11 protein-coding genes are annotated in these 13,089 nt (G+C 63.3%); 1 reads left to right on the top strand and 10 read right to left on the bottom strand.

Features of this window, described 5'->3' with window-relative positions; translation table 11 throughout:
• Positions 1 to 17 precede the first annotated feature (17 nt).
• From VIZ63_RS06480 to ppa, 5 genes are all read right to left on the bottom strand, one after another.
• Positions 18 to 272, bottom strand: a complete 255-nt coding sequence (locus VIZ63_RS06480) for a hypothetical protein (protein ID WP_331608715.1) — start codon at positions 270 to 272, stop codon at positions 18 to 20.
• A gap of 254 nt (positions 273 to 526) precedes the next feature.
• A complete protein-coding gene (locus VIZ63_RS06475; protein WP_331608714.1) occupies positions 527 to 2,068 on the bottom strand; it encodes an ABC transporter permease/substrate-binding protein in 1,542 nt (513 codons plus the stop codon).
• A complete protein-coding gene (locus VIZ63_RS06470) occupies positions 2,065 to 2,862 on the bottom strand; it encodes an ABC transporter ATP-binding protein (protein WP_331608713.1) in 798 nt (265 codons plus the stop codon). Before VIZ63_RS06470 ends, VIZ63_RS06475 begins: the two co-directional genes overlap by 4 nt.
• 105 nt (positions 2,863 to 2,967) lie before the next feature.
• On the bottom strand, positions 2,968 to 3,822 hold the full coding sequence (locus VIZ63_RS06465; RefSeq protein ID WP_331608712.1) for an AraC family transcriptional regulator: 855 nt from the start codon (positions 3,820 to 3,822) through the stop codon (positions 2,968 to 2,970).
• A gap of 8 nt (positions 3,823 to 3,830) precedes the next feature.
• Positions 3,831 to 4,379 carry an inorganic diphosphatase gene (gene ppa, locus VIZ63_RS06460; RefSeq protein WP_331608711.1) on the bottom strand — a complete coding sequence of 183 codons (549 nt, stop codon included), beginning with the start codon at positions 4,377 to 4,379 and terminating at the stop codon, positions 3,831 to 3,833.
• Positions 4,380 to 4,690: 311 nt separating this feature from the next.
• Between ppa and VIZ63_RS06455 the strand changes: the two genes are divergently transcribed.
• Entirely contained in the window at positions 4,691 to 6,454 is a 1,764-nt protein-coding gene (locus tag VIZ63_RS06455) for a DUF885 domain-containing protein (protein ID WP_331608710.1), read from the top strand.
• Positions 6,455 to 6,518: 64 nt separating this feature from the next.
• Here VIZ63_RS06455 and VIZ63_RS06450 read toward each other — a convergent pair whose 3' ends face one another.
• From VIZ63_RS06450 to VIZ63_RS06430, 5 genes are all read right to left on the bottom strand, one after another.
• Positions 6,519 to 6,914 carry a Rid family detoxifying hydrolase gene (locus VIZ63_RS06450; RefSeq protein ID WP_331608709.1) on the bottom strand — a complete coding sequence of 132 codons (396 nt, stop codon included), beginning with the start codon at positions 6,912 to 6,914 and terminating at the stop codon, positions 6,519 to 6,521.
• A 91-nt stretch (positions 6,915 to 7,005) separates the two neighbouring features.
• Positions 7,006 to 8,580, bottom strand: coding sequence for an ATP-binding protein (locus VIZ63_RS06445; RefSeq protein ID WP_331608708.1), 1,575 nt, complete (start codon positions 8,578 to 8,580; stop codon positions 7,006 to 7,008).
• Positions 8,581 to 8,702: 122 nt separating this feature from the next.
• The gene (locus tag VIZ63_RS06440) at positions 8,703 to 9,698 is read right to left on the bottom strand and encodes a RimK family alpha-L-glutamate ligase (RefSeq protein ID WP_331608707.1); all 996 of its coding nucleotides are present in this window, start codon (positions 9,696 to 9,698) and stop codon (positions 8,703 to 8,705) included.
• Positions 9,699 to 10,014: 316 nt separating this feature from the next.
• The gene (locus VIZ63_RS06435; protein ID WP_331608706.1) at positions 10,015 to 11,109 is read right to left on the bottom strand and encodes a PLP-dependent cysteine synthase family protein; all 1,095 of its coding nucleotides are present in this window, start codon (positions 11,107 to 11,109) and stop codon (positions 10,015 to 10,017) included.
• An 82-nt stretch (positions 11,110 to 11,191) separates the two neighbouring features.
• Positions 11,192 to 13,039, bottom strand: a complete 1,848-nt coding sequence (locus tag VIZ63_RS06430; RefSeq protein WP_331608705.1) for an ABC transporter ATP-binding protein — start codon at positions 13,037 to 13,039, stop codon at positions 11,192 to 11,194.
• Positions 13,040 to 13,089 lie beyond the last annotated feature (50 nt).

The following is a 13,089-nucleotide window of genomic DNA, read 5'->3' as shown; positions in this document are numbered from 1 at the left end:
TACAGGAACCGGATTCGTCAGCGGGCAGCAGCCTGCGTCAGACTCGCGATGAGTTCGTCCTGCGAGATGAAGCCGTCGCCATCGGTGTCGATGTAGGCGAACCGGTCGATGAGGTATTTGTACGTACCGGCTTCGGTCTTGCTGATGCGGTTGTCGCCGTTGCGATCGATCGAGGTAAATGACACGGTGGTGGTGGCCGTGGCGACTTGCACGTCTTCCGCGTTTGCAATGGTGGCGCAGAGGAGGGCGGCAAAGAGACTCGCGAATCGCATGAATAGCTCCGGATAATCAATCAATTCAATCAAAGGTGCAGTGCGGCGTCGCGCGCCCGTGCGTGGACAACGCGGATCGAATACAAAAGTTTCCGGCTGCAGGCAAATGTCGCAGGAACTATACGATCGCCGGTCGGCTGCCGCCTGTGGCATACGCGCATCCAGGCGCGATGGTGGTGAGTTGATCTTGAACGCTGGCTGAAGTCGCTGTGCCACGTCCGCATTTGCGAAGTCGGCACTGTGGCAAATCGGACTTACAGCCGTTCGCTCAGCCAGCGCGCTGCAGCATCGGTGGTCACCTTGTCCGAGTCTCTGTCGACGCTCAGGTTGGCCTCACGCATCGTTTCGATTGAAATAGCGCCGATCAGGGGCTCGATAACCTGCCGCAGCACCGCATCGGTGGCCCGGCGCGGCGCCAGCAGCACGATCGCGTCATAGGGCAGCAGCGCCTGGCGCGGATCATCGAGCACCACCAGGTCGTCCGCCAGGATGCGGCCATCGCTGGAGAAGGCGGAAATCACATCCACCTCGCCGCTGCTCACGGCGCGATACATGAAGGTCGGTTGAAACTGCCGCTCGAGTGCGAACGACAGGCCATAGGCATTCTTCACCGACGCCCATTCCGGCCGGTCGAAGAACTCCAGATCGCCACCCATGCGCAATCGCGGCGCTACGCGCGCCAGATCGTCGAGATTGTTGATACCGAGTTCCCGGGCGCGCTCCCGGCGCATGGCGAGCGCATAGGCATTCTCGAATCCGAGCGAGCCCAGCAAAGTGATGCCGTGCTCCGTCCGCAGCCAGTCCGTCATTTCCCGCAGCACCACGTCGCGCGGCGCCGGGTCTGTCCGGCGCATCGCATTGGCCCAGAGCGTGCCTGAGTAATCGACGTAAACATCCAGCTCGTTGCGGGCCAGTGCCTGGAAGGCAATCATGGAACCGAGGCCGGTTCGCTGCGCTGTTTTGAATCCAGCGCGCTCCAGGCGCTGGGCCAGCAGGTCGGCGAGAATGTACTGCTCCGAAAAATTCTTGGCCCCGATCACGTAGGCCGCAGGTCCCGTGCGGTCACGGGGGAGGGCAGCCAGGGCCACGCCTGCCAGCAGGATGGTCGTGCCGACAACGATCCGCCAGCCACTGCGTTGCGCCGTGCCCGCTTCGATCAGGGCCAGCAGCTGATCCACGATCAGCGCCAGCCCGGCCGCGGCGACGCAGCCGACCAGCACCGACACCCAGTTCTGCACCTGCAGCCCGGCGAAGATGTAGTTGCCGAGGCTGGTCTGACCCACCGGTGTGGAGAGCGTCGCTGCACCAATGACCCAGACCGCGGCCGTGCGGATGCCAGCCATGAGCATCGGTGCGGCCAGCGGCAGTTCGACGCGCCAGAGCAGCTGCCAGTCGGTCATGCCAACGCCGCGCGCCGCGTCGATTATCGGCGCTGGCAGATTGACGATGCCGGCTACGCCGTTGCGAATGATCGGCAGCATCGAATAGAGAGTCAGCGCCAACAGCGAGGGCAGAAATCCCAGGGCGGCGAATCCCTGGCCGAACAGCCGCTGCGACAGCGCAGACAGGATGAGCAGCAAGGGATAGAACAGCGCCAGCAGTGCCAGGCTCGGAATGGTCTGCACGACGCTGGCGAAGGCGAGGACCAGCCAGCGGACGCGCTCGCAGCGCACCGCCAGCAGAGTGAGCGGCAGACTGATCGCCAGTCCCAGCGCCAGGGCCGCCGCGCTCAGGACGATGTGTTCGCCCAGATAATCCGGGAGCAACCGCCAGGCGACCGTCCAGGCATCGCTCACGCGCGCGATGCTCCATTGCCGTTACGCAAGAGCGACTGCACACGATCCGATTGTCGCCTCGGCATGTCCATGAGCGTGCGCACGGCGGCATCCGGATGCTCATTGAGAAGATCGTGCGGCGTGCCGTCGGCCACGATGCGTCCGTCGCGCATGACCAGGATGCGATCGGCCAGCAGCACCGCTTCGAAGACATCGTGCGTGACCATCAATGTCGTGAGTCGCATCTGCTCGTGCAGGCGGCGATAGCTGGTGCCGAGCGCATCGCGTGTCAGCGGATCCAGCGCGCCGAAGGGTTCGTCCATCAGCAGGATGCCGGGACGTGCGGCCAGCGCGCGCGCGACTCCCACTCTCTGACGCTGCCCGCCCGACAACGCAGCGGGCATGCGCTGCGCGAAGTCGCGCGGCAGGTCGACCAGATCCAGCAACTCCAGCGTGCGCGCGCGGATGTCTGCCGCGGACCAGCCCAGGAGTTGCGGTGTGATGCCAATATTTTCCGCAACGCTCAGGTGCGGGAACAGGCCGATACCCTGGAACACGTAGCCGATGCGTCGTCGCAACTCGAAGGGTGATACGGTGAGGACGTCGCTGCCGTCGACGCCGATCGAGCCCGCGTCGGCTTCGATCAGCCGGTTGATGGTCTTGAGGGTCGTGGTCTTGCCGGATCCCGAACCGCCGACGATGGCGACGAATTCGCCGGTGCGAACGGTGAACGACACGTCGCTGACCGCCAGCTGTGTGCCGCCGTCGAACGATTTGCTGACCCGATCCAGGACGATCATCGGCGAGTGAGTCACCTTTCCCTGCCTCGACGAGCTTGGGGTGGCGGGATGGACCGTAGCACGATGTCACAAGTCAGCGCATGGACTTGCGGTCGACGTTCGAGTCGGCTTCCAGGCGGCTCATGCTCGCGCGGCGGGCGCCATCATCTCTCGGAAAATCCGGCGGTCGCCGCGCGCCGCACGGCGAAAATCGCGCGGCGACATGCCGGCGGCACGATGAAAGGTGCGCACGAAATTGGACAGGTCATTGAAGCCGACGTCGAGCGCCACGGCGGTGATCGGCCGATCCTCATCGGCCAGCAGCCGCGCCGCGTGTCGCAGTCGTGACCGCACCAGGTATTGATGCGGGGTGACGCCGATGATCGCGGCGAACAGCCGCAGGAAGTGGAAGGAGCTCAGGCCGACCTGCCGCGCCGCCTGCTCGAAGTCGATCGCGTGCTGCGAGTTGGCATCGATCCACATCGCCGCTTCGACCGCACGGCGCCGTGCCTGCGCGTGAGTCCGCAGCGACCGACGGCTCTGTCCGGACACGACCTCGATGTACTTCGCCGCCAGCAGCACACCGGCTTCGTCGAGCGCCATGTCGCTGTTGCCTGCCGCGATGACCTGCGCGAGTTCGCCGACGATCATCAGTTGCGGCAGCGGCGCAACGCAGCGGGTGCGCCACAGCGGACGCTGCGGGCCGGCAATCATGTCGACCACTTCCGCCGACAGCCCGAATGACAGGCATTCGTCGCCGCAGCCATGGTGATCGTGCGTGCACAGATACTCGCCGCCAGGATGTCCGATGAACACCGAGCCGGCGACGAGTTCGTAATGCTCGCCCTCGATGTGGCAGCCGAAGCTGCCCCGGCGCACGAAGGAGATCGAATACTGCCGATGCTGTTCCGGAAACGGGCGATCGTCCGGGCCCGCGTTGCAACGGTAGTCGACCACATTGATCGACTCCCGCTGCAACAGGGTGGCGATCGCCATGACCGTCGCTATTTCCCGGCGGCCTGGTTCTTTGCCTGGGCGCGCGCGATGGCTTCGAGGATCAGCCCCTGTGCTTCGACGGCATCGCCCCAGCCCAGCACTTTCACCCACTTGGTGGTTTCCAGATCCTTGTAGTGCTGGAAGAAGTGCTCGATCTGCTTGATCGTGATGTCGGGCAGATCCGTGTAGTTGTGGACCGTCTCGTAGCGTCGCGTAAGCCTCGGCACCGGCACCGCAACGATTTTCTCGTCGCCGCCGGCTTCGTCCTGCATGCGCAGCACGCCGACGGGGCGGCAGGCCACGATCGCGCCGGGAACGATGCCGCGCTGATTCGCGATCAGCACGTCGCAGGGATCGCCGTCGTCGGACAGCGTGTGCGGAATGAAGCCGTAGTTGCCCGGATAGCGCATGGACGTATAAAGGAAACGGTCGACCACCAGTGCGCCGGACTCCTTGTCCATTTCGTACTTGATCGGTTCGCCGCCCACGGGGACTTCGACAATCACATTGACTTCATGGGGCGGATCACGGCCGATCGAGACGGCGTCAAGACGCATCAGAAACTCCTTGAAAGGGTCAGACGGGAAAAGCGGGGAATGGCGGCCATTTTGCCATGCCCGCCGCCAGCAAGCCTCATGCACTTGCGGTAATTCGCGCGCGCATCGGCTGTTGGGCAGCATGATCAGGACGAAAGCGGTGCGGGCCGTTGGCTCCGATGTTCTGCTGTCGTGCGGCGGCGACGAAGCGGCAAGCGGCCGGCGCATCGGCCGACGGATGGATGGCTGCGACGGACCGCACGGGTGCACGGCTTCTCCCGGTGCAAGCGATATGCAAAGCTCTCGCGCCTCATCCTGCGTCGAGTCCTGCCATGACCAGAGCCGTGCTGCTGTTGTGTTCGCTGTGGCTGATCGGTGATGCCGTAGCGGCAGACGCGCCGGCGCCGGGCAAACTGTTCGACGACTACTTCGAACGGTCCCTGCAGCTCAATCCGTTGCAGGCGACCTTCATCGGCGATCATCGGTACGACGACCAACTGCCGAACTACCTTTCACCCGCCTACCTCGCCGAAGCGCTGGATGTCGAACGCAAGTATCTGGACGCCGCGCTCAAGTACGAATCGCAGCCGCTCTCCGCCGAGGACCGGCTCAGCCTGGAGATCTTCATTCACGAGCGCCGTATCGCCATCGAAGGCGCCGCCTTCCCCAGCGAACTGCTGCCGCTCGATCAGATGTTCAGCATCGCGACGCTCATGCCCCTGCTCGGCAGCGCCACCAATGCACAGCCCTTCGAGACGGTGCAGGACTACGAGCGCTTTCTCGCGCGCATGAACGACTATCTCGCCTGGTCCGATCAGGCGATCGTGAACATGCGGCAGGGCATCGCCAGAAAGATCGTGCAGCCACGCGTCGTCATGGAGAAAGTGCAGGGCCAGCTCGCGGCGCTGATCGTCGACGATCCGCAGAAGAGCCTGTTCTATTCGCCGATCGCCAAATTTCCCGAGAGCTTTGCGCCAGCCGATCGCCAGCGGCTCGAACGGGCGTATCGCGACGCCATCGTGAATCGCATCAATCCGTCGTATCAGCGCCTGCATGATTTCGTGCGCGACGACTATCTGCCGCACACGCGCACGACCGTGGCCTGGACGGCATTGCCCGACGGCGCGAAGTGGTATGCCTTCCTGGTAAAAACCAATACCACCACGGACTTCTCGCCGGACCATATTCACGAGCTGGGTCTCGAGGAAGTCGCGCGCATTCGCGGCGAAATGGAACAGGTGAAGACGCAGGTCGGCTTCAAAGGCGATCTGCATGGCTTCTTCCGGCACCTGCAGGACGATCCCCGGTTTTATTACACGAAGCCGGATGACCTGATTGCCGGCTACCAGGACGTGAAGCGTCGCATCGACGCAGTGCTGCCGAAATTCTTCTCCCTATTTCCGCAGGCGGACTACGAGGTGCGTCCGGTCGAAGCTTTCCGTGCCGAATCGGCGGCGGGGGCGATGTACCAGCCGCCATCGGCCGATGGCTCGCGCCCCGGCATTTTCTACGTGAACACGTTCAATCTGAAAGCGCAGCCGAAGTTCGGCATGGAAACGCTGTCGCTGCACGAGGCCGCGCCAGGTCATCACTTCCAGATCTCCATTCAACAGGAGCTGACCGCCCTGCCGAAATTTCGCCGCTTCGGCGGCAACTACACCGCCTATGTCGAAGGCTGGGCGTTGTACGCCGAGTCGATCGGCAAGGAGATGGGCCTGTTCACCGATCCCTATCAGTACTACGGCCGCCTGAGTGACGAAATGCTGCGGGCCATGCGTCTGGTCGTGGACACCGGCCTGCATTCACGCAGCTGGTCACGCGAACGGGCGGTCGAGTACATGCTCGACAATTCGTCGATGGCACGCAGCGACGTCGAAGCCGAAGTCGAGCGCTACATCGCGAATCCCGGCCAGGCGCTCGGTTACAAGATCGGCCAGATCCGCATACGCGAAATGCGCAGCGAAGCCGAAGCAGCCCTCGGAGCGAAGTTCGATCTCAAGGAATTCCACAGCCAGGTGTTGCGCGACGGCGCAGTGCCGATGGATGTACTGGAGGCGAAGATCAGGCGCTGGATCGAAATGAAGAAGAGTGGATAGTTGATAGGGACCGGAGCTTTCGCTATCCACTGTCCACTGTCCACTATCAACTTTCAACTTTCAACTACACCGCGTACGCCCCGCGTGTGAGCGCGGTCATGCCGATCTCGATGCGGGCGCCCATGGGCAGGCTCGCGACACCGATCGTGGTGCGTGCGGGATACGGCTTCGCGAATCGGGTTGCGTACACTTCGTTCATCGCGGCGAAGTCGTTCATGTCGGTGAGATACACCTGCACGTTCACGACGTCGGCCGGCGTGAGGCCTGCGGCCTCCAGCACATTGAACAGATTGCGGAAGCACTGGGCGGTCTGATCGCCGATGGAGCCGGTGACGAGCTTGCCGGTGGACGGATCGAGCGGGGTCTGGCCCGAGAAGAACACCAGGCCCGCGGCCTCGACGGCATGCGAGTACGGACCGACCGCGGCGGCGCCGGGTGCGTTGATTGCGTTACGGCTCATGGGTTTAGTGGATAGTTGATAGTGGAAAATTGATAGCGGAAAGCGCTCCGCGCTCCCGCCGTCTGCACCTTCCACTGTCCACTTTCCACTATCAACTATCAACTGTTCCGAGGGTGAAGAAGAACCTCGCGCCAGCACCGACTTCGCTCTCGGCCCACACCTTGCCGCCATGACGTTCGGCAATGCGCTGCACGGTGGCCAGGCCAATACCAATGCCGGGGAATTCATTGGCGCCATGCAGGCGCGAGAAAGGCTTGAACAGGCGGTCGGCGTAACGTGAGTCGAAGCCGGCACCGTTGTCGTTGATGCAGAAGACGCGACGCCCGCGCTCATCGACAAATGAGCGGAACTCGATGCGTGCGTGAGCCTGCTTCGAGGAATACTTCCAGGCATTGGTCACCAGATTCTCGATCAGCACGCTCAGCAGACCGCGGTCGGCGATGACCGGTTCGCACGGGTCGACGATGACCTCGACATCCCGTTCCGGGTCCGTAGCGCGCTGGCGCTGGATCGCCGCCTGCACGATCGCGGTGATGTCGACCGTCTCCAGTTGCAGTTCGGCACGACTGAAGCGCGACAGGCGCAGCAGGTTGTCGATCAGGTCGCTCATGTGACGCGTCTGATCCTGCACCTTGTCGACATCGATCGCAGTTTCAGGGCGAATGCGCGTGCGTGCGACTTCGGCGTTGATCGCCCGCAGGGGCGCACGCAGATCGTGCGAAACCGCCGAGGTGAAGGCCTCGAGTTCCTGATTGGTTCTTTCCAGTTCCTGCGTCCGTATCCGCACCTTGTGCTCGAGATCCGCGTACACCTGCACGTTTTCGATCGCCACCGCCGTGGTGTTCGCCAGCGCCTGGAGCAGCATCAGTTCGTTGGCCGTGCATTCGTGGTGCGAGGCCCAGTAGTTGCCGATGGCGCCGATCGGCGCGTGCGTACGAATGGGAACCGTGACGAGGCTGCGAACGAAAGTCGGACGATATGCATCCCAGGGAATGCGCGCGTCCTCATAGATGTCGGGGATCAAGGCCGACTGGCTGTTCAGCATTGCCCAGCCGCTGATGCAGGCCTGCAGCGGAAAGCGCTGGCCTTTCCACAGCGGCGAGATGGCATTCTCGTCGACGTAGTAACAGCACTCGCCGTCGCGCAGCACGAACGTCGCGCCATCGGCGCCCGTCAGCTCGCGCGCCGCATGGCGGACGATTTCCACGATCGCATCCAGTCCGCGCGCCAGCGACAGGTCCTGCACGACGCTCACGAGGCGCGACATGGCCGCAGTGTGGCGCGCATCGTCGACAGTAGACGCCGTACGCGCCGCGGTGGCCCGCCGCAGGGCTGCGGCGAGTTGCCAGATGTGATCCTTGAGAACGTAGTCATCCGCGCCTGCAGCCAGACAGGCGGCAACGTCGCTATCGCGCGCCGCGCCGGAACACACGATGACCGGCAGGTCGGCGTACCGGGATTTCGACAGGCACGTCGCGTCGCGTGCATCGAGGCGCGGCATACCGTTGTCCACGATCAGCACGTCGAAGCCGCCCGTATCCAGCGCCCTGAGAAACTCGTCGCGGGATCGCGCCGGAATGAATTCCGCCTGGATGCCTTCCTTGTGCAAGCGTCGCTCGATGATCAGCGCGTCGCCGGCGCTGTCCTCCAGATGCAAAATCCTCATTCAGCACTTCTTCCCTCAGGCGTTCGAGGCACAAATAACAAACCACTCACGCGCGAACAAGCGATGCAGTCACGCAACGTGCAGCGCCATAGCACATCTCAAGGGAAGCGGCCGATGCGGATTCAGGTCTTCGCTGACTGCGAGTGTCGGACGCTGGCCGAAGGCCGGCGCAACGAGCTGAGGAAACGACGCCACGAGCTGCCGCGTGGGCGCGCAGGCAAGCCGAGTTTGTGCCGCATGCTGTCGAAGATCGCATCGGGCACGCTGATGCCACAGGCTTTCTCCAGTCCCTGGAATCCGGGCGATGAGTTGGCCTCGCAGATGCGATAGCCGTCGCCGTCGAAAAGAATGTCGATGCCAGCGACGTCGAGTCCGAGCGCCTGCGCGACGCGCCCGGCGAGTTGCGCCATCGACGCCGGTGGATCGAAGCAGGTACCGACCCCGCCGAGCGAGATGTTCGATTTGAAGCTGCCGTCCGCCGAGCGTCGCTCCATGGCCGCGACCGCTTTGCCATCGATCACGAGCACGCGCACGTCGCGTCCGTGACTCGACTTGATGTACTGCTGAAAGATGAAGTCGGCACCCGGCTTCGCCCCGTCGAGCAGCTTGGCGAGATCGTTGAACTGCTCGCGATCCGCGCAGAGCAGCACACCGTCGCCGCGTGTGCCCTTCAAGGTCTTCACCACCACCGGAAAGCCGAGTTCGCGCTCGACCACGTCGACGTCGATGGGAAACTTGCCGAGAATGGTCTTTGGAATGGGTAATCCCGCGCCCGCCAGGATCTGCAGCGTCTGCAACTTGTCGCCGACGGCTTCGACGGCGGCCGGGCCGTTCACCATCGCGACGCCCTGTTTCTCGAAATGCCGCAGTACGGCGAGCGTGAAGTAATCGCTTTCGCTGCCGGTGCGGGGAATGATCAGGTCGGGCTTGGGCAGGGCCTTGCCCTGGTAGATCGCGGACCAGTTGTCCTTCGAATCCACCACCAGGTCGAAGTGCCGCGGCTGCAACACCTTGAGGTCGATACCCGCCCGTGACGCAGCCTGCTGAAAGCGCTGCACTTCCGGCGCCTCCGGCACATCCGGGGCGAGCTCGCGGTGGAAGAATAGCCAGCAGCGCATGGGGTGTCCCTCTGTGGAGTATGAAAGCCCGCCGATCCCGCCTGCATTGACGCAGACGCTGCTTGTAGCGATCAGAAACGACGTGAAACTGTCGGCAGTTCCGGAGTCGGAAAGGTTTGAATACGGAGCTACCGACCACCAAGCGTAGCAGCGAGTCGGTAACGGTTCGGTCGCAGCCGGGCTAAATATCGGTGACACACAAACGGCGCAGCGAGCACGGAGGCGTCACCTCGCCGCGGGAAATTACCGACAGCGACGGATGCTGCGGCTCGGCTCAGACTGCATGCGCGCGATACGAACGCTCGCTGGACTGAGTTCAGCGTGCGACGAAATCGACGGTGTCCAGGGTCGTACCGGACAGGGCTGCCTGCAGCGCCGCATCGGCCTCCCCGACGGCGATACGGCATGTCTCGTACCACTGCGGGTTGTAGTAGCTGTGCGAGTAGCGGTCGCCACTGTCGCAGAGGATCGTGACGATCGAGCCCGACTCGCCCGCGGCGCGCATGCGCTGAGCAAGGGTCAGGACACCGATGAAGTTGGTCCCCGTCGAGCCACCGACGCGTCGATCGAGCCGACGACTGATATAGCGCATGGCCGCGAGGCTCAGTGCGTCGGGCACTTTCGTCATCGCATCCACGCAGCCCGGGATGAAACTGGCTTCCACTCTCGGCCGGCCGATGCCTTCGATGCGCGAGCCACCAGGCAATGTGAGCGACGCATCCGGCCGACTTTGCAGGGAGCCGGAGAAGTAGTCGAAGAACACGGAATTCTGCGGATCCGCGCATAGCACGCGCGTGCGATGGCGGCGATAGCGCACATAACGGCCGAGCGTGGCGCTGGTGCCGCCGGTGCCCGCGCCGCAGACGAGCCACTCGGGAATCGGCTGCGGTTCTTCCGCCATCTGCTTGAAGATCGACTCGGCGATGTTGTTGTTGGCGCGCCAGTCCGTCGCGCGTTCCGCGAAGGTGAACTGATCCATGAAGTGCCCGCCGGTCTCACGTGCCAGCCGCGCCGACTCGACATAGATCTGCATCGGATCGTCGACCAGGTGACAGCGCCCGCCCTGAAACTCGATGGCTGCGATCTTTTCCGGTGACGTGGCCGCCGGCATGACTGCAATGAAGGGCATGCCGAGCAATCGCGCGAAATACGCCTCCGATACGGCGGTCGAGCCGCTGGATGCTTCGATCACCGTGCTGTCGTGCCGTAACCAGCCATTCGCCAGCGAATACAGGAACAGCGACCGCGCCAGGCGATGTTTCAGGCTACCGGTCGGATGACTCGACTCATCCTTGAGATACACATCGATGCCCGGAAAACCCGGCAACGGCAGCGGGATCAGGTGCGTATCGGCCGAGCGATTGAAGTCGGCTTCGATCTTGTGGATGGCGTCAGCGGCCCAGGTGCGCATGCTCGTGAATAGTTGATAGTGGAAAGTTGATAGTTTCGACGCGCGTTACTATCAACTTTCAACTATCCACTATCAACCTTCTTCATCTGTATCCCTTCGCCTGCAGCGAGAACAGGTGCGCGTAGTGGCCGTTGAGCTGCATCAGTTCGTCGTGACTGCCGTGCTCGGCGATGCGGCCGTCCTGCAGTACCACGATCTGGTCCGCCATGCGCACGGTGGAGAAGCGGTGCGAGATCAGTATGGCGATGCGATCCCGGGTCAGTGCGCGGAAGTGTTCGAAGATGGTCGCTTCCGCGGCAGCGTCCATGGCGGCCGTTGGTTCGTCGAGCACCAGGATGTCGGCGCGCGAGCGCATGAAGGCTCGCGACAGCGCCACCTTCTGCCACTGACCACCCGACAGTTCGCGTCCCTCGTTGAACCATTTGCCGAGCGGCGTGCGATAGCCTGCGGGCAATGATTCGACGATGGCAGTGGCCATGCCCTTTTCGCCGGCCTCGCGCCAGCGTGCTTCATCGCTGAAGTGCTGCACATCGCCGGCACCGATGTTCTCGCCGAGCAGCAGCTGATAGCGCGTGAAATCCTGGAAGATCACGCCGATGCGATCGCGCAGTGCCGTCTCGTCCCACTCGCGCAGATCCTGACCATCGAGAAGAATACGGCCGACAGTCGGCTGGTACAGCCGCGTGAGCAATTTGATCAGCGTCGTCTTGCCGGAGCCGTTCTCGCCGACCAGCGCCATCGACTGGCCCGGTCGGATGTGCAGGTTCACGTCGACCAATGTCGGTGTTTCCGCGCCGGGATACGTGAAGCCCACGTGCTCGAAGCGGATGCCGTCGTCCGGTTGCGGGCCGCGCACCGTCGTGCCGGCATTCTCCTCGACCGGCGTCTCCAGATAGTCATAGAGCGTCGACAGGTAGAGATTGTCTTCGTACATGCCGCCGACCGCCGAGAGAATGGCCGACACGGCCGACTGCCCCTGGCGGAACAGCATCAGGTACATCGTCATCTGGCCCAGCGTGATCGCCCGCGCGATGGCGGAGAGCGCGATCCAGGCATAGGCGCCGTACAACGCTGCGGTGCCGATCAGTCCGAGAAAGAAGCCCCACGTATCGCGGCGGACCGTGAGGTCGCGATCCTCGCGATACAGCTTGTGGAAGATGTCGCGATAGCGTTGCAGGAACAGCGGACCCAGGCCGAACAGCTTGATCTCCTTGACGTGATCTTCGCGGGCCAGCAGCGTTTCCAGATACAGCTGCATGCGGGTTTCAGGTGAGCGCCACAGGAACAGGCGGAACGCGGCGCCGGAGAATTTTGCCTCGGCGAGGAAGGCCGGCAGACCCGCGAGCACCAGCACCAGGACGGCCCAGCCGGAGAACTGGATCAGCAACGTTGCGTAACTCAGCAGCGATACCCCATTCTGCGCGAGGCCGAACGTGCGCATGACCAGCGACAGGGGGCGACTCGATGCTTCGCGTCGGGCACGTGTCAGCTTGTCGTAGAACTCCGAGTTCTCGAAATGCGCCAGGTCGAGCGTGAGCGCCTTCTCGAGAATCATGGCATTTACACGCTGACCCAACTGGGCGCGCAGTAACGACTGACACAGGGACAGGCCACGTTGCGCGCCCGCCAGTGCGGCCACCAGCAGGCCTTCCGCCACGACGAGCGTGAGTGCATGCGAGGTGAGAGCATCGTGATCTGCGGGCGCGGCCTGGATGGCGGCAATCACCGCATCGACGATCAGCGCACCGACGTAGGCGATGGCTGCGGGAAAAATGCCGGCCAGCAGTGTCAGAACGGCCAATGCAATGCTGAGCGGGCGGCTGGTGGTCCACACCAGTTCGAGCGCACGCCGGCTGTAGGCGAACACGCCCAGAAAGCCGCGCGCCAGCTCGGGCTTGTCGGAGGGTTGGCGGGCTCGTCGGGGATTCATCGGATCGTTGGTCTTGTGGGCAACTTGCAGGCGCAGTATCTCTTACTCGA

It is taken from the genome of Povalibacter sp., from assembly GCF_036520495.1.
GTDB lineage: Bacteria > Pseudomonadota > Gammaproteobacteria > Steroidobacterales > Steroidobacteraceae > Steroidobacter.
The sequence above is the reverse complement of the archived record's forward strand: the minus strand, read 5'-3'. Positions and strand labels throughout refer to the sequence as shown.